Genomic DNA, 21,571 nt, shown 5'->3' with positions numbered 1-21,571 from the left:
CCATGACGATCCACAACATCCAGCCCGGCCCGCAGGTGATGACCAGCAACCCCGAGCTGTTCTGGGGCCTGATCGCCTCGATGTGGATCGGCAACGCGATGCTGATCATCCTGAACCTGCCGCTCATCGGCATGTGGATCAAGCTGCTGTCGGTGCCGTACAAGTACCTGTTCCCGGCGATCGTGCTGTTCTGCGCCATCGGCGTGTACTCGACCAACAACAACACCTTCGACATCTGGATGGTCGGCATCTTCGGTCTGGTGGGCTACACCTTCTTCAAGCTCGGATGCGAACCCGCACCCTTGCTGCTGGGCTTCATCCTGGGCCCGATGATGGAAGAGAACCTGCGCCGTTCGCTGCTGCTGTCGCGCGGCGACTGGAGCGTGTTCGTGACGCGTCCGATCTCGGCGAGCCTGCTGGCTGCGGCTGCACTGCTGCTGATCATCGTGCTGCTGCCCGCGGTGAAGTCGAAGCGCGAGGAAGCCTTCGTCGAGGAATGACCTGAGCCTTGCGCTCCTTGAAAACGGCGCCTTCGGGCGCCGTTTTTACTGGGGCTTGCCCGAGCGCGGCGGCTTCATGTGCTGGCGCGCCATGGCCAAAAAGGCAAGGGCGGCAGGGCTCAACGGATGCTTGGCCAGCCGCACGGCCACCACGGGGTACTCCAGCGTCGGGCGGGTGACGGCCACCGCGCGCAGATTGGGCGGCATCAGCACCTCCACGTAGCGCGGCAACAGCGCCACACCCGCACCCGCCTGGATCAGGCCGAAGGCCGTCGACAACATCGACACGTGATGCACCACCCGCGGATACACGTTGGCCATGCTCGAGAGCTGACGGCTGACGGAACGCCACACGTTCGCGTCCGGATTCACATGAATGAATGGCAAGGACTCCAGGTGCCGCGCGTCGACCACCACGCGCTGCGCCAGCGCATGGTCCTCGCGCACGAACAAGGCCATGCGCTCGGAAAAAAGCGGCTCCGTCGCCAGCTCCGAATGCTTCTGGCCGATGTCCGAGCCGAAGCCCAGGTCGGCCTCCTGCGACAGCACGCGCGAGATCATCTGCTCGGCCGTGCTGTCGAGCAGCGTGGTTGCCAGCGTCGGGTGCTGCTGCGAGAAGCGGCCCAGCAACGGCGGCAGCAATGCGCCCGCGGTCAGGTGGCCCACCGCCAGCACGACGCGGCCTTCGCGCAACTGCGACTGCGAACGGCAGGCGTCCACCGACTCGTCGATCAACCGCAGCGCGCGCACGGCCGTCTCCACCATCACCTGGCCCGCGCTCGTCAGCTGGATGCGGCGGCCCCGCACCACCAACGGCTGGCCGAGCTCTTCTTCCATGCGCTTGATCAGGTGGCTGATCGCCGGCTGGGTCAGCTGCAGGCTTTCGGCCGCCAGCGTGAAGCTGCCTGTTTCGGCCACCGCCGCCAGCGCGCGAAGCTGCTGCAGCGAGACCTCTTCAGTGGCGTTCTTTGTCATAAGCAGCGCTCATAGTTGAATAAGCAGAATTATCTGGCTTGATGCGCGGGCGCTGAATAGCATGCAAGGTTTTTCCACCGGTCCAGAATCCAGCACCATGAAAAGAATCCAGTTCCTTCAAGGCTTTGCCGCTGCGCTGTGCCTGGCCGCGTCGTCCGCCAGCCTGGCCCAGGGCTACCCGACCAAGCCCATCCGGCTGATCGTGCCGTTCCCGGCGGCCGGCGCCACCGACCTCTTTGCCCGCACGCTGGGCCAGAAGATGGGAGAGAAGCTCGGCACCACGCTGGTGGTCGACAACAAGCCCGGCGCCGGCGGTGCCATCGGCTCCGACCAGGCCGCCAAGGCTGCGCCCGACGGCTACACCATTCTTCTGGCCACCACCAGCACGCACTCCATCGGCCCGGCCATCAGCAAGCTGCCCTACGACACGGTGCGCGACTTCACGCCCATCGCCCACGTGGGCGACGCGGCCAGCATCATGCTGGTGCCGGTCAACTCGCCCGCCAAGACCGTGCGCGAGTGGATCGACTACGCCAAGAAGAACCCCGGCAAGCTCAACTACGCATCGAGCGGCAACGGCACCATCGTGCAGCTGACGGCGGAGCTGTTCAAGGCGCAGGCCGGCGTGTTCGTCACGCACATTCCGTACAAGGGCACGGCACTGGCCATTCCCGACCTGATCAGCGGCAAGGTCGACGTGCTGTTCGACTCGTTGCCCACCGGCATGCCGCACGTGCGCGACGGCCGCCTGCGCGCGCTGGGCGTCACCTCGCTCAAGCGCAGCCCGCTGGCGCCCGAGCTGCCGCCCATTGCCGACACGCTGCCGGGCTACGAGTCGAACACCTGGTTCGGCTTCTACGGTCCGAAGAACCTGCCGGCCGACCTGGTGGCGCGCATCAACAAGGCGGCGAACGAAGCATTGGCCGACCCCGAGGTCAAGGAAAAGCTCGCGCGCCTGGGCATCGAGCCGGCAACGCCGGGCACGCCCGACCAGTTCGCGAAGATGGTGGCAGTGGACGCCGCCAAGTGGAAAAAGATCGTGGTCGAGCGCAAGATCACCAACGAATAAGGAAGAGCACGCCGACATGAACTTCGACTTCAACAATCCCTACCTCTCCACGCGCATCCCGATCTTCGCGCGCAACGTGGTCTCGACCTCGCACCCGCTGGCCTCGCAGGCCGGCCTGCGCATCCTGCAGCAGGGCGGCAACGCGGTCGATGCGGCCATTGCCACCGCCGCCGTGATGACGCTGGTCGAGCCGGTGAGCAACGGCCTGGGCAGCGACGCCTTCTGCATCCTGTGGGACGGCAAGGAACTGCACGGCCTGAACGCTTCGGGCCCGGCGCCCAAGGCCTGGACGCCCGAGTACTTCAAGGCCAAGTACGGCGCCGACGCCACCACGCCGCCGATGCGCGGCATCGACTCGGTCACCGTGCCCGGCGCGGTGCGCGGCTGGGTCGCGATGAGCGAGCGCTTCGGCAAGCTGCCGTTCGCCGACCTGCTGGCGCCGGCCATCGACATCGCCGAGCGCGGCTATTTGGTCCCGCCGGTGGTGCAGGGCAAGTGGGCCGCGGCCACGCCGGTGCTGCAGTCGCAGCCGGGCTTCGCGCAGACCTTCCTGCCTTGGGGCCGCGCGCCCGAAGTGGGCGAGCTGTTCCGCTTCACGGCCGCCGCGCGTGCGCTCAAGGCCATTGCGCGCACCAAGGGTGAGGCCTACTACAACGGCGAGATCGCCGAGGCGCTGGCCAAGTTTTCCGCCGAGCAGGGCGGCGCGCTGACGGTGGCCGACCTGGCCGCCTACCAGCCCGAGTGGGTCAAGCCGATTTCGCGCGACTACCGCGGCCACACGCTGCACGAGATTCCGCCGAACGGGCAGGGCATCGCGGCACTCATCGCGCTGGGCATCCTCGAGAAGTTCGACATCGCCTCGCTGCCGGTCGACTCGGTGCAGTCGCAGCACCTGCAGATCGAAGCGATGAAGCTGGCCTTTGCCGACGTGTACCGCTACGTGTCGGAACGCGGCACCATGGAAGTGACCACCGAGCAGATGCTCGACGACGCCTACCTCGCCTCGCGCGCGCGCCTCATCGACGTGAAGAAGGCGCAGGACTTCAAGGCCGGCAACCCGGTGAAGGGCGGCACCATCTATCTCACGGCCGCCGACGAGAGCGGCATGATGGTGAGCTTCATCCAGAGCAACTTCATGGGCTTCGGCTCGGGTTGCGTGGAGCCCGAGTTCGGCATCAGCCTGCAGAACCGCGGCCACGGCTTCAGCCTGAAGGCCGAGAGCCCGAACGTGGTGGCGCCGGGCAAGCGCCCGTTCCACACCATCATTCCGGCCTTCCTCACCAAGGACGGCCAGCCGGTGATGAGCTTCGGTGTGATGGGCGGCAACATGCAGCCGCAGGGCCACATGCAGACCCTGGTGCGCATGCTCGACTACAAGCAGAACCCGCAGGCCGCCTGCGATGCGCCGCGCTGGCGCTTCAATGCGGGCCTGGAAATCAACGTCGAGGCGGCGATGAACCCCGCCGCGCTGCAAGGCCTGCGCGACCTGGGCCACCACCTGGAAGTGATCAACGACTCCTACCAGGACTTCGGCGCCGGCCAGTTCATCTGGCGCGCGGGCGAACCTTCGGTGGAAGGCTACGTGGCCGCCAGCGACCCGCGCCGCGACGGCGTGGCTGCGGGGTATTGAGCCAGGGGGCGCAGCAAGGGCGCGAGCTTGCCGCGATGATCGGGGGATGAACAAGACAGCCGCCTCGGCCGGCATTCCCATTCCCCCTCACGACGCGCCCAGAAAGGGCTACGCGTCCGGCCTGGTCCTTGCCACCCTGGGCGCCATCGCGTTCAGCGGCAAGGCCATCATCGTCAAGCTGGCGTACCGCTACGGCGTGGACGCCATCACCCTCATCATGCTGCGCATGCTGTTCGCGTTGCCGCTCTTTGCGGTGATGGCATGGTGGGCGGGGCGCGGCAAGCCGAAGCTCACGGCCCGCGACTGGCTCGGCGTGCTCGGCCTCGGCTTCTCGGGCTACTACCTCGCGAGCTTTCTCGACTTTGCGGGGCTCGCGTACATCTCGGCGAGCTTCGAGCGGCTCATTCTTTATCTCAACCCCACGCTGGTGCTGCTGTTCGGCTGGGTCCTGTACCGGCGGCGCGCCACGCGCCCGCAGGTGCTGGGCATGGTCGTGAGCTATGCCGGGGTGCTGCTGGTGTTCGGCCACGAGCTGTGGACCGGTGGCGGCGGCAAGGGAGGCGGCGCGGCGGCCTGGGGCGCGTTCCTGGTGTTCCTGAGCGCGGTGAGTTATGCGGGCTACCTTGTCTACAGCGGCGAGTTCGTCAAGCGCCTCGGGTCGCTGCGGCTCGTGGGACTGGCCACCACCGTGGCCTGCCTGCTGTGCATCCTGCAGTTCGTGCTGACACGGCCGATGAACGCGGCCTTCGAGGTGGCACCCGAAGTCGTGTGGCTGTCGGTGCTCAACGCCACGCTGTGCACCGCGGTGCCCGTCCTCATGGTGATGATGGCCATCGAGCGCATCGGTCCGGCGGTGGCGGCGCAAACCGGCATGATCGGGCCGCTGTCCACCATCCTCATGGGGGTGGTCATACTCGGCGAGCCGTTCACGCCGTGGATCGCCGCCGGCACGGTGCTCGTCATTGCGGGCATCTTCGTTTTCACACGCAAGGGGCGCCCTGCCCCTGCACGATAGGAGCAAACAACATGGATCTGGGTATTGCAGGCAAGACCGCGCTGGTGTGCGGCGCGAGCAAGGGGTTGGGCTACGGTTGCGCCGAGGCGCTGGTGCGCGAAGGCGTGAACGTGGTGATCGTGGCGCGCGGCGCCGAGGCGCTGGATGCGGCCGCGAAGAAGCTGGCCGAAGCGGCCGGCGCATCGGGTTCGTTCGTCAAGCAGGTGGCCGCCGACATCACCACCGAAGCCGGCCGCGCGGCCGTGTTCGCGCTGGGCCACGACTTCGACATCGTCGTCACCAACGCTGGCGGCCCGCCGCCCGGCGACTTCCGCACCTGGGACCGCGAGGCGTGGATCAAGGCGGTCGACGCGAACATGCTCACGCCCATCGAGCTCATCAAGGCCACGGTGGACGGCATGGCCCAGCGCGGGTTCGGCCGTATCGTCAACATCACGTCGAGCTCGGTGAAGTCGCCCATCGACATCCTGGGCCTCTCCAACGGCGCGCGCAGCGGCCTCACCGGCTTCGTGGCCGGCGTGGCGCGCACGCCCATCGCGGCGCAGGGCGTGACCATCAACAACCTGCTGCCCGGCTCCTTCGACACCGACCGCCTCAAGGGCACCATGGCCGGCACGGCGCAGAAGACCGGCCAGGACTTCGACACCGTGTGGGAAGCCCGCAAGAAGAACATCCCGGCCAAGCGCTTCGGCACGCCGGCCGAGTTCGGCGCCATCTGCGCGTTTCTCTGCAGCCAGCAGGCCGGCTACATGACCGGGCAGAACGTGCTGGCCGACGGTGGGGCCTACCCGGGTACCTACTGAGCGGGTTCACGAGAGCGCCGCGCCGCCACCACGATCCCGCCCACGATCAGCAGGAACGCCACCCCGTGGTACCAGTGCGGCGGCTCGCGCAGGAAGGCCGCCGACAGCACCGCCGCGAACAGCGGCGTGAGGTTCATGAAGACGCTCGCCGCCTGCGGGCCCGCGCGCTGCACGCCCGTGCCCCAGCAGCGGTAGGCCACCAGCGCGGGGCCGATGCCGATGAACAGCATGGCGGCGGCGAGCGGCCAGCCCATGTCGATGTGCGCGTCGGTCAGCGTCCATTCGCCTGCCGCCAGCGCGCCCGACCAGGCCAGGCCGAACACCAGCTGCGCCATGAGGAAGGCGGCCCAGTCCTGGCGCACCGCCTTCGGCTCGTGCGTGCGCGCCAGCAGCCAGCTGTAGAAGGCCCAGGCGATGGTGCCCGCAATCATGTACAGGTCGCCGGGCACCAGCCGCAGGCCGAGCAGTTGCCGCCATTCCCCGCGGCTCAGGACCAGCAGCACGCCGGCCATCGACAGCAGCGCGCCGCCGATCTCGCGCGCATTGACGCGGGCGCCGAAGAACAGGGTGCCCACCGCGAGCATCCACAGCGGCAGGCTGGAGCCGACCAGCGTGGTGTTGATCGGTGTGGACGTCTGCAGCGCCAGGTACTGGAAGGCGTTGTACAGGCCGATGCCCAGCAGCCCGAGCACTGCATAGCGCTTCCAGTGCGCCCACAGCGGGCTGCCGCGGCGCAGCACCGGTGCGGCCAGCGGAAGCAGCAGCACGAAGGCGATGACCCAGCGCACGAAATTCAGCGTGACCGGCGACACCAGGTCGCGCACCAGGCGGCCGACGACCGCATTGCTGGCCCACAGCAGCGGCGGAACGAGCAGCAGGAGGACGGTCAGGGCTGTGAGTGGCGCGTGGCGCGAGAGGTGCTGCTGCGGTGTCGACATGGCCGCCGACTCTACCCGGGCAATGATGGCCTGCGCTGCCGCGGGACACCCGGGCGTGGCAGGATGCTCGTCTTCCTTTTTTCCAGTGCGTGGAGACTCCAACGATGATCAGCAAAGCCGTCCGTATCGACCGCCATGGCGGCCCCGAAGAACTGAAGATCGTCGACGTGGAAGTCGGCGAACCCGGCCCCGGCGAGATCCGCATCCGCCACAAGGCCGTGGGCCTGAACTTCATCGACACCTACCAGCGCAGCGGGCTCTACCCGTTCCAGATGCCGCTGCAGCTCGGCATGGAGGCCTCGGGCATCGTCGAGGCGGTGGGCGAGGGCGTGACGCACCTGAAGGCCGGCGACCGCGCCGCTTACGCGAGCCCGCCGCCGGGCGCCTACTGCGAGCTGCGCGTGATGCCGGCCAAGTGCGTATGCAAGCTGCCCGACGACATCTCCTTCGAGACCGGCGCGGCCATGATGCTCAAGGGCCTGACCACGCAGTACCTGCTGAAGAAGACGCTGCCGGCCGAAGGCCTGCAAGCCGGCGACTTCATCCTGTTCCATGCGGCCGCCGGCGGCGTGGGCCTCATCGCCTGTCAGTGGGCCAAGGCACTGGGCCTGCAGCTGATCGGCACGGCCGGCAGCGACGCCAAGTGCAAGCTGGCGCGCGAGCACGGCGCGGCGCACGCGATCAACTACAGCACCGAGAACTTCGCCGCCCGCGTGAAGGAGATCACCGGTGGCAAGGGCGTGAAGGTGGTGTACGACTCGGTGGGCAAGGACACCTACGAAGGCTCCATCGACTGCCTGCGCCCGTTCGGCCTGCTGGCGGTGTTCGGCAACGGCTCGGGCCCGGTGCCGCCGATCAACCTCGGCACGCTGGCGTCCAAGGGCTCGCTGTACGTCACCCGGCCCACGCTGTTCACCCACATGAGCACGCGCGAAAGCACGCAGGCCATGGCCGACGACCTGTTCGCGGTGGTGCGCAGCGGCGCGGTGAAGATCCCGATCGAGCAACGCTATGCGCTGGCCGACGTACAGCAGGCGCACCGCGACCTGGAAGCGCGCAAGACCACGGGCTGCACCATCCTGACGCTCTGAGCCTGCGTACGGCGAGGCCCTGGTGCATGGCGACAGACTTGTCCTACCTGGGCTGGGGTGTCATGCCTTCGACTTGTGCAGGATGCATTTTGTAGCCTAGATCGCAAGCGCATGAGCGCACCATTCAAGCCCAAGCCCAAGCCCAAGCCGCAAGCCGTGATGACCACCATTCGCACCTTCATCGTCGAAGACAACCCCACCATCCGGGAAAACCTCGTGGGCACCCTGCGAGAGGTCGCGCGCATCGACCCCATCGGGCAGGCCGAGACGGAAGCGGAGGGAACGCGCTGGCTCGCCGGCAACCTCTCGCAATGGGACCTGGCCATCGTCGACCTGTTCCTGAAGGACGGCACCGGTTTCCGCGTGCTGGAGGCCTGCCGCGAGCGCGATCCGGCGCAGAAGGTGGTGGTGCTGAGCAACTACGCCACGCCCGAAATGCGCCGCAAGTGCACCTTGCTGGGCGCGGACGCGGTGTTCGACAAGGCCACCGAGGTGGAAGACCTGATCGACTACTGCGTGCAGCAGCGGCAGTTGCATTTCAAGATTCAGCCTTCGGCGCCGTCGCGCCAGAAGACGTTGCCGCACTGAGCAAGGCGGTGTCGCGCACGATGCCCCACACATGCTGTGCCAAGGGCGAGAGCGCCCGGTTGCCGCGGCGGATGAGCATCACGGCGCGCTGAACGCGCGGCGTCAGCGGGCGAACGGCCAGTTGCGCCAAGCCTTCCGGTGGCAACGACATGCCCGGCATCACGCTGATGCCGATGCCGGCTTCCACCATCCGAAAAATCGTGGTTGGGTGGCCGAGCTGCTGCTTCACGTCGCAATGCGCCCCATGGCGCTCCAGCGCCTGGTCGATCAGGCGGCGGCTGCCCGATGCGTGGTCGAGCAATACCAGCGCTTCGCCTTCGAGCGCACTCCAGCAAACGGTCGCTTTTTGCGCGAGCCGGTGCGTGGGCGGCAGCACCAGCACGAAGGGGTCGTTCAATATCGGCTCGCAGTGCAGGTCGCCCGCTTCCGAAGGCTCGATGACCACGCCGAAGTCGACCTCGCCACTGCGCACGCTGTCGAGCACGTCCTGCTGGATGCGGTCGAGCAGCAGAAACTGGATGCCGGGCGCCTGTTCGGCGCAGGTGGCAATGCAGGCCGGCATGAGGTTGGCCGAAAGCGTGGGGCTGCTCGCCACCCGCACCTTGCCGCCGCGCGCGCTGGCGAGGCCGGCCACGTCCTGCAGTGTCTGGTCGAGGTCGTCGAGCACCCGGTCCAGCCGTGCCGCGAGCGCGTGGCCGGCCTCGGTCAGCACCACCTCGCGCGTGGTGCGGTCGAGCAGCTTGAGGCCGAGCTGCCCTTCAAGCTCCAGGATGGAGCGGCTCACGGCCGGCTGGCTCAGGCCCACCTGGTCCCCAGCCCGGCTGAAGTTGCGGCCCTCGGCGACCGAGCGGAACACGCGGAGCTGACGCAGGGTGACATTCATGCGTTGGAATCATATATCCATCCGATAAATCCATTTCTCTTTTGAATGGCGGCGGCGTCCAATTCGCGTCATGGCCCGCTCACGCTTTCTCCCCGACAACTTCACGCTCGCGCTCGTCTCGGTCGTGACCCTTGCAAGCCTGCTGCCCGCCAGCGGGCGCACTGTGCATTTCTTCGAAGGACTGACGACCGTCGCGATCGGCCTGCTGTTCTTCCTGCACGGCGCCAAGCTCTCGCGCGAGGCGATCATGGCGGGCATCACGCACTGGCGGCTGCACCTGCTGGTGTTCGCGAGCACCTTCGTCCTGTTCCCCGTGCTGGGGCTGGCGCTGAAGCCGGTGCTCTCGCCGCTGGTGACGCCCGACCTGTACACCGGCGTGCTGTTTCTCTGCGTGCTGCCGGCCACCGTGCAGTCGGCCATCGCGTTCACCGCCATGGCGCGCGGGAACATGCCGGCTGCCATCTGCAGTGCCTCGGCGTCCACGCTGCTCGGGGTGTTCATCACGCCGGTGCTGGTGAACCTCGTGGTGTTGCCGCACGGCGGCAATGCGACCTCCTCGTTCGATTCGATCGGGCGCATTCTTCTGCAGCTGATGGTGCCGTTCCTGGCCGGGCACCTGCTGCGGCCGGTGATCGGCAAGTGGGTGCAGAAGCGGGCGGCGGTGCTGAAGTTCGTCGACCAGGGTTCGATCCTGCTGGTGGTCTACACGGCGTTCAGCGCGGCGGTGATCGAAGGGCTCTGGAAGCAGATTCCTGTGAGTGCGCTGCTGGGCTTGCTGCTCGTTTGTGCGGTCTTGCTGGCACTGGCCTTGACGCTCACGACGTTCATGGCGCGCAAGTTCGGCTTCGACGTTGCCGATGAGATCACGATCGTGTTCTGCGGGTCGAAGAAGAGCCTGGCGAGCGGGATTCCGATGGCGAAGGTGCTGTTTGCATCGCACGCTGTGGGGGCGATTGTTTTGCCGCTGATGTTGTTTCATCAGATGCAGTTGATGGTGTGTGCTGTGTTGGCGCAGCGGTATGCGCGGCGGGAGGTTGTGCCCGCTAAGGCTGGTGTTCTTGGGGCGGCTGACTGAGGTTGGTTCCGGGGCGAGTCCCGGCCCCGGAACAAAAACCAGACCTATCCCTCAATCTTCCCAAGCCGAGATTCCCGCAGCCGACTAGGCGCCAACGCCCCAGCCGACTCAAGAATCGGATAAGCAATAGAGCAAATGTGCGAATTGATTCGCTTCAAATCGCTGATCAGGTCGATGTGCAGCGAGCTGGTCTCGATGCTCAGCGTGGTTCGGTCCGACAGCCGGTCCAGGTGGGTCGTGGCATAGGCCCGCTCCAGGTCGCGGAAGCGCGCCTTTTCTTCCAGCAGCTTCTGCGCGTCGCGCACGTTGCCGTTCAGGAACACGCTCATGCTCAGCCGCAGGTTGGCCACCAGCCGGCCGTGCAGCTCGACAATCTCGGCCATGCCGGCTTGCGAGAAGTTGCGCTGCGGCTTGATCTTCTTGTCTTCCACGTCGATGATCACGCGCTCGATGATGTCGCCGATCTGCTCCATGTTGATCGTGAAGCTGATGATGTCGGTCCAGCGCCGGCTTTCCTCTTCGCCCAGCGCCTCGCGCGAGATGCGCGTCATGTAGTACTTGATGGCCGAGTACAGCTCGTCCACCGTGTCGTCGAGCTGCCGCAGTTCCTGCGACAGCCGCGTGTCGTTGTTGCGGATCACGTCGAGCACGCCGATGAGCATGGTCTCCACGATGTCGGCCTGGTGCAGCGCTTCGCGCGCAGCGTTCGAAATGGCCAGCGACGGCGTGGACAGCGCAGACGGGTCGAGGTGATGCGGCCGGCTGGTACCCGCGGGTTGCTGCGGCGTCGGCAGCATCCGGGTGACCAGCTTGGCCACCCACTGTGTGAGGCCGATGAAGCCCACGCTGATCACCACGTTGAACGCCAGGTGGAACAGCACCACGCCATGCGTCTGGTTGGGCAGCTCGGGCTGCACGTAGCGGATCCACAGGCCGATGAAGGGCGCGACCAGGGCCACGCCCAGCGCCTTGAAGAGCAGGTTGCCGATGGTCACCTGCCGCACCGCGACGCTCGCCTTGGCGGTGGTCAGCACCGCCAGCAGGCCGCTGCCGAGGTTGGCGCCGAGCACCAGGCCCAGGGCCACATCAAGGGGCACCACGTTCGAGGTCGCCATGGCCGCGACCAGCAGCACCACCGCCAGGCTCGAATAGGCCACGATGGCCAGCACCGAGCCGATGGTGATCTCCAGCAGCACGTCGCTGTTGATCGACGAGAGCAGCGCGCGCACGGCCGGCGAGGAGAACAGGGGCTCGGTGGCTTCGACCACCAGTTGGAGGGCCAGCAGCATCAGCCCCAGGCCGATCAGCACCCGGCCCACGCGGCCGGCCACCGTGTCCGCGCGCGTGATGAACAGCACCACGCCCACGAAGATGAACATGGGCGACAGCCACGAGAGGTCGGCCGAGAACAGCACCGATATCAGCGCGGTGCCCACGTCCGCCCCCCGCATCACCGCCAGCGCCGCAGGCAGCGTGACCAGGCCCTGCCCGACGAAGGACGAGGTCATGAGGGAGGTGGCGGTGCTGGACTGCACCAGCGCGGTCACGCCGATGCCCGACAGGGCGGCCGTGAACCGGTTGCGCATGCTCTGCACGAGGATCTTGCGCAGGTTGGCGCCGAAGACGCGCAGCACGCCGGTTCGAACGAGTTGCGTACCCCACACCAGCAAGGCAATGGCCGCGAGCAGATTCAGGAGATGCTTCATGGGTGTCGGGTTCTATCCTTTTCGTTTTGGTTCGTTTTGACCCCATTTTCCACCAGTACGCATTTCAGTCGATCAGCGCTCCGTTGTCGTGGAAAGGATAAGGGCCTTCGAAGCTCCCAGAGGCCGCCAGATGGGTCACCAGCCGTCGACCGGCAGGGGACCATGCATGCACCCGGAAGGCGGGCGGCTCCAGCGTCCAGGCCGAGGGCGCGTCGCTCGCCAGGTCGAGGCACACCTGGTGGGCCTGCGCCGGCGACGTCGAGGCGATGGTGCCGCCGAAGCGCACGTCGATGGCGCGGTGCAGGTGGCCACAGATCACGCGCTCGACGTTCGTGTAGCGCGAGAGCAGCGCCTCGAGCGCCTCGGCACCCTGCAGCAGGCCGATCTCGTCCATGTGGCCGATCAGCGTCTGGAACGGCGGGTGGTGCATGGCGACGACCACGGGCTCGTCGCGGCTCGCGTCGAGCTGGACTTCGAGCCAGGCCAGTCGCTGGTCGCACAGCGACCCATGGCTCGCACCGGGCACGCAGGTGTCCAGTGTCAGCAGCCGCAGCGGACCGACGCGCACCGAATACTGGATGAAGCCGCCGGTCTCGGCGCCGGAGCCCAGGTACGCATGGCCGGGAAAGCTGCGGCGCAGCTGGTCGCGGTCGTCGTGGTTGCCAGGCAGCAGGTACACCGGCATGGTCAGCGGGGCGAGCAGGCGGGCAAGGTGCTCGTACTCGGCGGCGCGGCCGAAGTCGGTCAGGTCGCCGGTGACGACCACTGCGTCGGGTGGCTGGCGCAGCGCCAGCACCGACTGCACGGCGCGCTCGAGGTACGGTGCCGTGTCGATGCGGCCGTAGGCCAGCCGGCCCGGCTCGCGGATGTGCAGGTCGGTCAGCTGGACCAGAACGGTGAGCTTGTTGTTCGTTGTTGTCGTCATGCGCTGGTTTCCTGCGATGTCATCAGCCGCTCGGGGTGGATGCGCAGACCCACCGCGTCGCCCGGGGCGAAAGGATTGTCGCGACCGACGTCGGCCACGAGCACCGGGTGGTCTTGCAGGCGCAGGTGCAGCTGCACGCGGTCGCCGAGGAAGGTGCGGCGTTCGACGGTGGCGGCGCCCCAGCCTGGCTGCTGTGCACCGACCTCGATGTCTTCAGGCCGCACCAGCAGGGTCGCATGGCTTCGCCACGCACCCGGGCAGGGGAGGTTCGACCCTCCGAGTCGGACAACGCCCTGCGTGACGGCGTCGGCCGCGCGCTCCAGCCGGTTGACGCGGCCCAGGAACTCGGCAACGGCGCGGTACAGGTCTTCGCCGCGCCCCACCTGCACGATGCGCCCGGCGCGCATCACCGCGAGGCGGTCGGCAATGGCCAGCGCCTCTTGCTGGTCATGCGTGACGTGAATGGCGGTGATGTGCAGGCGGCGCAGCAGCTCGGCCAGTTCGTCGCGCAGCGACTCCTTGAGCTTGGCGTCCAGCGCGGCCAGCGGCTCGTCGAGCAGCAGCACGCGCGGGCGCACGGCCACGGCACGCGCCAGCGCCACGCGCTGCCGTTGGCCGCCGGAGAGTTCGGCGGGGCGCTTGTTCTCCAGCCCGCCCAGGCGCACCAGGTCGACCAGCTCGCCCACGCTGCGCTTCTCTTCGGCGGGCGACACGCCGCGAATGCGAAGCCCATAGCCGATGTTGGCCGCCACCGTCATCTGCGGAAAGAGCGCGTAGCTCTGGAACACCATGCCCACGCCGCGGTGCTCGACCGGGCGCTGCGTCACGTCCTGGTCGCCGAACACGATGCGGGTGCCCGCGTCGGGCGCCTCCAGCCCGGCGATCAGCCGCAGCAGCGTGGTCTTGCCGCAGCCCGAGGGGCCGAGCAGGGCCAGCACCTCGCCGGCTTCCACCCGCAGGTCGGTGGGTTGCAGGCCGCGCGTGCCGTCGGCATAGGTCTTTGCGCAGTTCGAAATGTCGATAGGGATGCGTTCAAGTTCCATGGCGTTTCTGCATCAGGTTGGCAAGGTACTGCAGGCCCCACAGCACCGGAAGAATGACGGCGAAGAAGACCAGCGTGTAGGCCGATCCGATCTCGATGCGCATCGAGGCGTAGCTGTCGGCCAGGCCCACGGGAAGGGTGCGCGTGAGCGGCGTGTGCAGCATCCAGGTGAGGTTGAATTCGCCCACCGACAGCGTGAACACCATCAGGCTGCCGGCCACGATGGCAGGGAACACGGCCGGCACCAGGATGCCCATGAAGCGCTGGCGAAAGTTGGCGCCCAGCGAGCGCGCGGCTTCTTCGAGCGCCAGCAGGTCGTCGCGCTGGAACGCCGAGCTCACGGTGCGCACCATGAACGGCAGCGTGAAGATCATGTGGCCCACGAGGATGAACGCGAAGCTCTGGCGAAAGGCGGTGAGCTGGCCGTAGGCGAGGATCAGGGCGAGTGCCGTGGCCAGGCCCGGCACCGCGACGGGCAGCGTCAGCAGCTCTTCGAAGATGCGCGCCGCGCGCGAGCGGCTGCGCGCCAGCGCATAGGCGCAGGGCACGCCCAGCACCACGGTGCCGATGACGCAGGCCACGGCCAGCGCGATCGACCAGCCGACGGTGCCGCCGTAGTTCTCCCACACCTCGGCGAGCCAGCGCAGGGTGAGGCCGCTTTTCAGTCCGACGCTGTAGTTGTTGACGAGGCCCGCCATGACCGACAGCAGCATCGGCGAGATCATGAACAGGCTCACGATGACCGTGACGGCCAGCAGGAAGGGCGCCTTGGCGTGTGTGTTGTTTCGCATGGTGCGTGGGCTTCGGCGTTCAGCGTGCGACGGGGTTCGCGCCGAAGCGGCGCGCCACGAACAGCACCAGCCAGGTCACGATGCCCAGCGAGATCGACAGCGACGCGGCGAGCGCGAAGTTGGCGTAGTTGGTGAACTCGTTGTAGATGGTGATGGGGATCACCTCGAACTTGCTGGCCAGCGTGAAGGCCGTGCCGAAGGCGCCCATGGAAGTGGCGAACAGGATGGCGCCGCAGGCCAGGGTGGTGGGCGCGAGCTCGGGCATCCACACGTCGCGCGCCACGCGCAGGCGCGATGCACCGAGCGAACGCGCGGCCTCCTCGAGCTGCGTGTTCATCGACTCGGCCGCGGCGGCGTAGGTGGCGATGGCGCGCGGCAACGAGAAATACAGGTAGGCCAGGAACAGCCTGAGCAGGCCGTAGGCGAAGGTGATGCGTTGGCCGATCAGGCTGTCGCTCAGGTCGGCCACCACGCCCTGCCGCCCGCCCAGCAGGATCACGAAGAAGCCGATGATCACGCCCGGGAACGACAGCGGCAGCGTGAGCAGCGACAGCAGCATGCGCTTGCCGGCGAACGTGTGGCGCGCGAGGTAGATGCCTACCGCCGCGCCCAGCCCCAGCGTGGTCAAGGTCACGGCCACCGAGAGCGCGACGGTGTTGGCCATGCTCGTGAGGTAGCGCGAATCGGTCAGTACGGCGAAGTAGGTGGCCCAGCCCTTGTCGGCCGGCAGCGTCAGCAGGCGCACCACCGGCAGCAGCCAGAAGGCCGCGAAGAAAGCGGCCGCGGGAGCGACGCAGGCCAGCAGCCGCCAGCGCGGGTTCCAGGCGTTGGAGGTGGCGGCTTGCGTCATCTCATGCGGTGCGACTCAGCGCACTTCCTTCAGGTACTGGTCGGAGAAGGCGCGCTGCGCAGCCGCCATGCGGCCGTAGTCCACGCTCTTGGCGCGGGCGTATTCGCTGGCGGGCAGGAACTGCGCCTCGATGTCCTTGGGCATGGCGCTGGCGCGCACCGGCCGCAGGTAGGCCTTAGCCCAGATGGCCTGGCCTTCGTCGGACAGCGTGAAGTCGAGCACCTTCTTCGCATCGGCCGCGTGCGGAGCCTTGGCGACCAGGCTCATCACGTAGGGCACCGCCAGCGTGCCTTCGCTCGGAATGACGAAGGCGACGTTGGCCTTGTCCTTGTACTTGGCGCGGTAGGCGTTGAAGTCGTAGTCGAGCAGGATCGCGATTTCACCCGACAGCACGCGTGCGTACGAGGTCTGCTTGGGCACGATGGGCTCGTTCTTCTGCAGTGCCTTGAAGTAGTCGATGGCCGGCTTGAAGTTGTCCAGCGTGCCGCCGCGCGCTTCGTTCACGGCGACCGCGCCGACATAGCCCACGAAGGCCGAGGCCGGGTCGAGGTAGCCGATCAGGCCCTTGTACTCGGGCTTGAGCAGGTCGGCCCACGACTTGGGAACCGGCTTGCCCTTGAGCGCGTCGACGTTGACCATGAAGCCGAGCGTGCCCGAGTGGATGGTGAACCAGTTGCCGGCCGGGTCCTTCAGGCCGTCGGGAATGTCTTTCCAGGCGGCGGGCTTGTAGGGCTCGACCAGGCCGTCCTTCGCGGCCTGCACCGCGAAGGTCACGCCGAGGTAGGTCACGTCGGCGATGGGGCTGGCCTTTTCGGCCGTCAGCTGCGCGAGCGACTGGCCCGAGTTCTTGTTGTCGGCCGGCACGGTGACGCCGGTCTTGGCCTTGATGGCCTTGAGCTGCGTGCCCCAGTCGGCCCACTCGGTGGGGCAGTTGTAGCAAATGGCGGTCTGTGCCATGGCGCCGCCGGCGGCGAATGCCGCGGCCAGCACGCCGAGGCGGGCGAATCGTTGGAGGCGAAGAGACATGCGGGAGCTCCTTGGAGGGGTGTGGTCGGAGGACGAGGGACAGAGGGGGGTCAGGTCAGGACACTGCGGCGTTGTTGTCTTCGCGCGCGCAAGCGCACGACTCGCCGTCTCGGAAGGCATGGGGCAGCAGCAGGCTGGCATCGGCCCGCAGCGCGGTGCCGCCGGCCATGGCCTGCATCAGCAACTCGACGCTGTGGCGGCCGATGTCGCTGTTGGGTTGCGCGATGGTGGTGAGCGCGGGCGTGAGGTCTTCGCCCAGCGCAATGCCGTCGAAGCCGACCACGCTCAGGTCGTCGGGCACCGACAGGCCGCTGAAGTGCGCGGCGCGGATGCTGCGAATGGCCAGCAGGTCGTTCGAGCAGACGAGGGCGGTGGGGCGGTTGCGCATCTGCAGCTGGCGGGAAAGGGCATCGACGGCGGTTTCGACGAAGGGCACCTCGACGAGCGCCGGCGCCTCGAGGCCGGCTTCCGCCATGCCCCGCTGGTAGCCGCGGTAGCGCTGCTGCGCGCGGTCCGACGCGGCCAGCGTGCCGCTGACCATCGCGATGCGCCGGTGGCCCAGCAGCACGAGCCGCGTCACCGCATCGGCCACGGCGCCTTCGCTGTCGACCGACACGCACGGATGGTCGGGGTGGCGGTTGTAGGCCAGCACATAGGGCACGCCCGCGGCCTGCAGACGGGGCAGGGTGGCCGATGTGGAGGGGTTCGACACCACGAGGATCAGCCCGTCGACGTTGCCCGCCAGCAGCAGGTGCACGGCGCGCTCCTCTTCGTCCAGCTGGTAGCCGGTGGTGACCGGAATGATCGCGTAGCCGCCCGCGACGGCGGCGCGCGCAATGCCCTGCAGGCACTCGGCGAAGGTCGGGTTCAGCAGCGTGGGCAGCACCACGCCGAGCACGCGGCTGCGCTGGGTGCGCAAGGTGCGTGCGCTGGCGTTCGGCAGGTAGTTGAGCTCGCGCGCCACGCGCTCCACCAGCTCGCGCGTGGCGGGCGTCACCTTGTCGGGGAAATTGAAGGCCCGCGACACGGTGGCCACGGAGACCCCTGCTTTGGCGGCTACGGCTTGGATGCTCATCGTGCGAAAGTCAGTGATCGGTGTTCATGTAATCGATTACATTGGACCGCGGCAGTATGACTTTGCGATGACAGCTTTGAAGCGGGGACAAACCCTCGGCACCTGGCGAAGGTGGCGCGACCCCCAAAAGAAGAAGGGGCCCATGGGCCCCTTGAGAAACTTGCTTACTTGCCCCGGCGCACCCGCCGGATCTCGTCGACGATCAGGCAGATCGCGCCCAGCGTGATGGCGCTGTCCGCCGCATTGAACGCCGGGAAATACCAGTTGCCCAGGTGAAAGCTCAGAAAGTCCACGACGTAGCCGTGCATCATCCGGTCGACCACGTTGCCAATGGCGCCGCCCAGGATGCAGGCCATCGAAAACGAGAACAGCTTCTGCCCCGCATGCGAGCGAAGCATCCACACGATGAAGATCGCCGCGGCCACGCCGATGGCCGTGAAGAACCAGCGCTGCCACCCCGAGTGATCGGCGAGGAACGAAAAGGCCGCCCCCGTGTTGTGCGCGCGCACGACATTGAAGAAGCTCGTCACGTAGGTCGCGTCACCGAGCTTGTAGTAGCCCAGGATCAGCGTCTTGGTGAACTGGTCGATGATCACGATGATCAGCGCCAGCCCGAGCCAGGGCCAGATGCTGCCGGCGCGCGAGCGCGACGCCGACATGGAGCGAGCGGCGGCCATCAGGCAAAGCTCCGCGATTCGCCGGCGCCGAACAGGTTGCTCGTGCAACGCCCGCAGATCGTCGGATGGGCCGCGTCCTGGCCCACGTCGTCGCGGTAGTGCCAGCAGCGCTCGCACTTCTGCGCGGTGCTCGGCGTGACCACCGTCGCCAGCGTTTCACCCGCGGCCAACGCGATGGCCGAGGTGATGAAGACGAACTTCAGGTCCTCGCCCAGCGAGCCCAGCAGCGCGAAGTCGTCGGCCGGCGCCGTCACCTGCAGGTCGGCCTGCAGCGACGAACCCACCTTGCCTTCGGCGCGCACCGCCTCGATGTCCTTGTTCACCGCATCGCGGATCTCGCGGATGCGGCCCCACTTGGCGAGCAGCGCCTCGTCAGGTGCGTCGAACTGGCTGTAGGTCTGCGTGAAGATCGATTCGCCCGGCTTGCCGGTGCCCACGAACTTCCAGGCCTCCTCGGCCGTGAAGCTCAGGAACGGCGCCATCCAGCGCAGCATGGCTTGCGAGATGTGCCACAGCGCCGTCTGCGCGCTGCGGCGCGCCAGCGAACCCGGCGCCGACGTGTAGAGCCGGTCCTTCAGGATGTCGAGGTAGAAGCCGCCCAGGTCTTCCGAGCAGTAGATCTGCAGCTTGGCCACCACGGGATGGAACTCGTACACCTTGTAGTGCGCGAGGATCTCGGCCTGGAACTTCGCCGCGCGCGCCATGGCGTAGCGGTCGATCTCGAACAGCTGGTCGAGCGGCACCGCGTCCTTCGCGATGTCGAAGTCGCTGGTGTTGGCCATCAGGAAGCGCAGCGTGTTGCGGATGCGGCGGTACGCATCGACCACGCGCGCGAGGATCTTGTCGTCGCCCGCGATGTCGCCCGAGTAGTCGCTCGCAGCCACCCACAGGCGGATGATTTCCGCGCCCAGCTTGCTGCTGATTTCCTGCGGGTCGATGCCGTTCTTGAGCGACTTGCTCATCTTGATTCCCTTGGAATCCACCGTGAAGCCGTGCGTGAGCAGGCCGCGGTACGGCGCGCGGTCTTCCAGGGCGCAGGCGATCAGCAGCGACGAATGGAACCAGCCGCGGTGCTGGTCGTGGCCCTCGAGGTACAGGTCGGCTTCGGGGCCGGTCTCGTGATGCACCGTGGGGTGCGTGCCGCGCAGCACGTGATAGAAGGTCGAGCCCGAGTCGAACCACACCTCGAGGATGTCGGTGCTCTTGGTGTAGCTCGGCGCATCTTCGGCGCCCAGGATCTCTTCGACCGTCACGCGGCTCCAGGCCTCGATGCCGCCCTTCTCGACGATGTCGGCGGCCTGGTCGAGGATTTCCATGGTGCGCGGATGCAGCTCGCCCGAATCCTTGTGCAGGAAGAAGGGGATCGGCACGCCCCAGCTGCGCTGGCGGCTGATGCACCAGTCGGGCCGCCCGGCGATCATGTCGTGCAGTCGCGCCTTGCCGTTCTCCGGATAGAAGCTGGTCTGCTCGATGGCGTCGAGCGCGGTCTGGCGCAGCGTCTTGGGGGCCTTGTCCTTGGTGAACACGCCTTCGCCTTCGTCCATGCGGATGAACCACTGCGCCGCGGCGCGGTAGATCACCGGCGTCTTGTGGCGCCAGCAGTGCGGGTAGCTGTGGGTGATGGTCTCGGTGGTCAGCAGGCGGTTGGCGTCGCGCAGCGCGGCGATGATCACCGGCACGGCCTTCCAGATGTTCTGGCCGCCGAACAGCGGGAAGTCGGGCGCGTAGCTGCCGTTGCCCTGCACCGGGTTCAGGATGTCGTCGTACGCCACGCCGTGCGCCACGCAGGAGTTGAAGTCGTCCACGCCGTAGGCGGGCGAGGAGTGCACGAGGCCGGTGCCGTCGGTGGCGGTGGCGTAGTCGGCCAGGTACACCGGCGACAGGCGCTGGTAGCCGGCATCCACGTCGTACAGCGGGTGCTCGAATTCGAGGCCGCCGAGCTGCTCGCCCTTGACGGTGGCCAGCACCTTGCCGTCCAGCGCATAGCGCGTCATGCACATCTCGACCAGCGAGTTGGCCAGGATCAGCAGGCCGCGCTCGGTGTCGACCAGCGAGTATTCGATCTCGGGGTTGAGGTTGATCGCCTGGTTGGCCGGGATGGTCCACGCGGTGGTGGTCCAGATCACCGCGAAGATGTCGCCGAGGATGGTGTGGTCGGTGCCGAAGGCCTTGAGCACCTTCTCGCGCTCGTGCGCCTTGAAGGCCACGTCGATGGTCTGGCTCTTCTTGTCGGCGTATTCGATTTCGAACTCGGCCAGCGAGGAGCCGCAGTCGAAGCACCAGTACACGGGCTTCAGGCCGCGGTACACGAAGCCGCGTTCGATCACGCGCTTGAACGCGCGCAGCTCGCCGGCTTCATTGGCGAAGTCCATGGTCTTGTACGGATGGTCCCATTCGCCCAGCACGCCCAGGCGCTGGAAGTCGACCATCTGCTGGGCGATCTGCTCCGTGGCGAAGGCACGGCTCTTGGCCTGCATCTCGTCGCGGCTCAGGTTGCGGCCGAACTGCTTTTCGATGGCGTTCTCGATCGGCAGGCCGTGGCAGTCCCAGCCGGGCACGTAGAGCGCGTCGAAGCCTTCGAGCTGGCGCGCCTTGGTGATCATGTCCTTCAGGATCTTGTTCACGGCGTGACCCATGTGGATCTGGCCGTTGGCGTACGGCGGGCCGTCGTGCAGGATGAACTTGGGCGCGCCGTGGCGGGCGTCGCGCAGGCGGTGGTAGCGGCCTTCGTCGTTCCACTCCTTCACCCAGCCCGGTTCGCGCTTGGGCAGGTCGCCGCGCATCGGGAAGGGGGTGTCGGGCAGGTTCAGCGTGGAACGGTAATCTTTGGGGGAAGCAGCGTCAGACATGGTGGGGTGCGGCGAAACAGGGGGCTCCGACAGGCTCGGCCCGAACTGCCCGGGGAAAAAAGG

General features: G+C 67.3%; 20 protein-coding genes. 8 read left to right on the top strand and 12 right to left on the bottom strand.

The genetic code is table 11. From position 1 onward, the window contains the following. Positions 1–500 (top strand): tripartite tricarboxylate transporter permease (locus AC1DJH_RS05555; protein WP_478184977.1); only part of this gene is annotated, 500 nt, incomplete at its 5' end. 45 nt (positions 501–545) lie between these two features. Here AC1DJH_RS05555 and AC1DJH_RS05550 read toward each other — a convergent pair. Continuing rightward, entirely contained in the window at positions 546–1,475 is a 930-nt protein-coding gene (locus tag AC1DJH_RS05550; protein ID WP_478184976.1) for a LysR family transcriptional regulator, read from the bottom strand. A gap of 97 nt (positions 1,476–1,572) precedes the next feature. On the opposite strand from AC1DJH_RS05550, the gene AC1DJH_RS05545 reads away from it, so the two are divergent. Genes AC1DJH_RS05545 through AC1DJH_RS05530 form a run of 4 tightly spaced genes read left to right on the top strand, consistent with a single transcriptional unit; the run spans position 1,573 to position 5,992 of the window. After that, a complete protein-coding gene (locus AC1DJH_RS05545) occupies positions 1,573–2,544 on the top strand; it encodes a Bug family tripartite tricarboxylate transporter substrate binding protein (RefSeq protein WP_472116888.1) in 972 nt (323 codons plus the stop codon). A 16-nt stretch (positions 2,545–2,560) separates the two neighbouring features. Further along, positions 2,561–4,174 (top strand): gamma-glutamyltransferase family protein, encoded by a 1,614-nt coding sequence (locus tag AC1DJH_RS05540; protein ID WP_478184975.1) that lies wholly within the window; start codon positions 2,561–2,563, stop codon positions 4,172–4,174. A 46-nt stretch (positions 4,175–4,220) separates the two neighbouring features. Continuing rightward, on the top strand, positions 4,221–5,189 hold the full coding sequence (locus AC1DJH_RS05535) for a DMT family transporter (RefSeq protein ID WP_478184974.1): 969 nt from the start codon (positions 4,221–4,223) through the stop codon (positions 5,187–5,189). Between the two features lie 11 nt (positions 5,190–5,200). Beyond that, entirely contained in the window at positions 5,201–5,992 is a 792-nt protein-coding gene (locus tag AC1DJH_RS05530; protein WP_478184973.1) for an SDR family oxidoreductase, read from the top strand. Here the strand turns inward: AC1DJH_RS05530 and AC1DJH_RS05525 are convergent. Further along, entirely contained in the window at positions 5,986–6,930 is a 945-nt protein-coding gene (locus AC1DJH_RS05525) for a DMT family transporter (RefSeq protein WP_478184972.1), read from the bottom strand. The genes AC1DJH_RS05530 and AC1DJH_RS05525 overlap by 7 nt on opposite strands. 104 nt (positions 6,931–7,034) lie before the next feature. Here AC1DJH_RS05525 and AC1DJH_RS05520 point away from each other — a divergent pair, with 104 nt between their 5' ends. Beyond that, positions 7,035–8,021, top strand: a complete 987-nt coding sequence (locus tag AC1DJH_RS05520; RefSeq protein ID WP_478184971.1) for a quinone oxidoreductase family protein — start codon at positions 7,035–7,037, stop codon at positions 8,019–8,021. Between the two features lie 159 nt (positions 8,022–8,180). Then, complete coding sequence (locus AC1DJH_RS05515; protein WP_472117443.1) at positions 8,181–8,609, top strand: response regulator; 429 nt, start codon at positions 8,181–8,183, stop codon at positions 8,607–8,609. Here the strand turns inward: AC1DJH_RS05515 and AC1DJH_RS05510 are convergent. Beyond that, positions 8,560–9,492 carry a LysR family transcriptional regulator gene (locus tag AC1DJH_RS05510; protein ID WP_478184970.1) on the bottom strand — a complete coding sequence of 311 codons (933 nt, stop codon included), beginning with the start codon at positions 9,490–9,492 and terminating at the stop codon, positions 8,560–8,562. The two genes, AC1DJH_RS05515 and AC1DJH_RS05510, sit on opposite strands and share 50 nt — an antisense overlap. Positions 9,493–9,562: 70 nt before the next feature. Between AC1DJH_RS05510 and AC1DJH_RS05505 the strand changes: the two genes are divergently transcribed. After that, positions 9,563–10,567: a bile acid:sodium symporter family protein gene (locus AC1DJH_RS05505; RefSeq protein ID WP_478184969.1), complete on the top strand. Its 1,005-nt coding sequence runs from the start codon at positions 9,563–9,565 to the stop codon at positions 10,565–10,567. 44 nt (positions 10,568–10,611) lie between these two features. On the opposite strand, the gene AC1DJH_RS05500 is transcribed toward AC1DJH_RS05505, so the two are convergent. The 9 genes from AC1DJH_RS05500 to ileS form a co-directional block, all read right to left on the bottom strand. Further along, the gene (locus tag AC1DJH_RS05500) at positions 10,612–12,273 is read right to left on the bottom strand and encodes a Na/Pi cotransporter family protein (RefSeq protein ID WP_435440625.1); all 1,662 of its coding nucleotides are present in this window, start codon (positions 12,271–12,273) and stop codon (positions 10,612–10,614) included. A gap of 64 nt (positions 12,274–12,337) precedes the next feature. Next, positions 12,338–13,198, bottom strand: a complete 861-nt coding sequence (locus AC1DJH_RS05495; RefSeq protein WP_478184968.1) for a phosphodiesterase — start codon at positions 13,196–13,198, stop codon at positions 12,338–12,340. After that, positions 13,195–14,241, bottom strand: a complete 1,047-nt coding sequence (locus AC1DJH_RS05490) for an ABC transporter ATP-binding protein (RefSeq protein ID WP_478184967.1) — start codon at positions 14,239–14,241, stop codon at positions 13,195–13,197. Before AC1DJH_RS05490 ends, AC1DJH_RS05495 begins: the two co-directional genes overlap by 4 nt. After that, on the bottom strand, positions 14,231–15,031 hold the full coding sequence (locus AC1DJH_RS05485; RefSeq protein WP_478184966.1) for an ABC transporter permease: 801 nt from the start codon (positions 15,029–15,031) through the stop codon (positions 14,231–14,233). Before AC1DJH_RS05485 ends, AC1DJH_RS05490 begins: the two co-directional genes overlap by 11 nt. A gap of 19 nt (positions 15,032–15,050) precedes the next feature. After that, positions 15,051–15,881 (bottom strand): ABC transporter permease, encoded by an 831-nt coding sequence (locus AC1DJH_RS05480; protein ID WP_478184965.1) that lies wholly within the window; start codon positions 15,879–15,881, stop codon positions 15,051–15,053. A gap of 15 nt (positions 15,882–15,896) precedes the next feature. Further along, positions 15,897–16,907, bottom strand: a complete 1,011-nt coding sequence (locus tag AC1DJH_RS05475; protein WP_435493838.1) for an ABC transporter substrate-binding protein — start codon at positions 16,905–16,907, stop codon at positions 15,897–15,899. 55 nt (positions 16,908–16,962) lie between these two features. After that, on the bottom strand, positions 16,963–17,982 hold the full coding sequence (locus AC1DJH_RS05470) for a LacI family DNA-binding transcriptional regulator (RefSeq protein ID WP_478184964.1): 1,020 nt from the start codon (positions 17,980–17,982) through the stop codon (positions 16,963–16,965). Between the two features lie 164 nt (positions 17,983–18,146). Then, complete coding sequence (gene lspA / locus AC1DJH_RS05465) at positions 18,147–18,659, bottom strand: signal peptidase II (RefSeq protein WP_472116193.1); 513 nt, start codon at positions 18,657–18,659, stop codon at positions 18,147–18,149. Beyond that, positions 18,659–21,508, bottom strand: a complete 2,850-nt coding sequence (gene ileS, locus AC1DJH_RS05460; RefSeq protein WP_478184963.1) for an isoleucine--tRNA ligase — start codon at positions 21,506–21,508, stop codon at positions 18,659–18,661. Before ileS ends, lspA begins: the two co-directional genes overlap by 1 nt. Between the last annotated feature and the right edge of the window lie 63 nt (positions 21,509–21,571).

This window comes from Variovorax sp. 10N412 (assembly GCF_056394985.1).
Note: the sequence above shows the minus strand (reverse complement) of the source record. Positions and strands in the feature narration are given on the sequence as shown.

Bases quoted from the DNA above. Each gene is read 5' to 3' on its own strand.
- ileS (WP_478184963.1), bottom strand. From the start codon at position 21,508: ATGTCTGACGCTGCTTCCCCCAAAGATTACCGTTCCACGCTGAACCTG.
- AC1DJH_RS05480 (WP_478184965.1), bottom strand. From the start codon at position 15,881: ATGACGCAAGCCGCCACCTCCAACGCCTGGAACCCGCGCTGGCGGCTG.
- AC1DJH_RS05540 (WP_478184975.1), top strand. From the start codon at position 2,561: ATGAACTTCGACTTCAACAATCCCTACCTCTCCACGCGCATCCCGATC.
- AC1DJH_RS05490 (WP_478184967.1), bottom strand. From the start codon at position 14,241: ATGGAACTTGAACGCATCCCTATCGACATTTCGAACTGCGCAAAGACC.
- AC1DJH_RS05495 (WP_478184968.1), bottom strand. From the start codon at position 13,198: ATGACGACAACAACGAACAACAAGCTCACCGTTCTGGTCCAGCTGACC.
- AC1DJH_RS05485 (WP_478184966.1), bottom strand. From the start codon at position 15,031: ATGCGAAACAACACACACGCCAAGGCGCCCTTCCTGCTGGCCGTCACG.
- AC1DJH_RS05515 (WP_472117443.1), top strand. From the start codon at position 8,181: ATGACCACCATTCGCACCTTCATCGTCGAAGACAACCCCACCATCCGG.
- lspA (WP_472116193.1), bottom strand. From the start codon at position 18,659: ATGGCCGCCGCTCGCTCCATGTCGGCGTCGCGCTCGCGCGCCGGCAGC.
- AC1DJH_RS05505 (WP_478184969.1), top strand. From the start codon at position 9,563: ATGGCCCGCTCACGCTTTCTCCCCGACAACTTCACGCTCGCGCTCGTC.
- AC1DJH_RS05510 (WP_478184970.1), bottom strand. From the start codon at position 9,492: ATGAATGTCACCCTGCGTCAGCTCCGCGTGTTCCGCTCGGTCGCCGAG.
- AC1DJH_RS05475 (WP_435493838.1), bottom strand. From the start codon at position 16,907: ATGTCTCTTCGCCTCCAACGATTCGCCCGCCTCGGCGTGCTGGCCGCG.
- AC1DJH_RS05500 (WP_435440625.1), bottom strand. From the start codon at position 12,273: ATGAAGCATCTCCTGAATCTGCTCGCGGCCATTGCCTTGCTGGTGTGG.
- AC1DJH_RS05530 (WP_478184973.1), top strand. From the start codon at position 5,201: ATGGATCTGGGTATTGCAGGCAAGACCGCGCTGGTGTGCGGCGCGAGC.
- AC1DJH_RS05525 (WP_478184972.1), bottom strand. From the start codon at position 6,930: ATGTCGACACCGCAGCAGCACCTCTCGCGCCACGCGCCACTCACAGCC.
- AC1DJH_RS05520 (WP_478184971.1), top strand. From the start codon at position 7,035: ATGATCAGCAAAGCCGTCCGTATCGACCGCCATGGCGGCCCCGAAGAA.
- AC1DJH_RS05470 (WP_478184964.1), bottom strand. From the start codon at position 17,982: ATGAGCATCCAAGCCGTAGCCGCCAAAGCAGGGGTCTCCGTGGCCACC.
- AC1DJH_RS05550 (WP_478184976.1), bottom strand. From the start codon at position 1,475: ATGACAAAGAACGCCACTGAAGAGGTCTCGCTGCAGCAGCTTCGCGCG.
- AC1DJH_RS05545 (WP_472116888.1), top strand. From the start codon at position 1,573: ATGAAAAGAATCCAGTTCCTTCAAGGCTTTGCCGCTGCGCTGTGCCTG.
- AC1DJH_RS05535 (WP_478184974.1), top strand. From the start codon at position 4,221: ATGAACAAGACAGCCGCCTCGGCCGGCATTCCCATTCCCCCTCACGAC.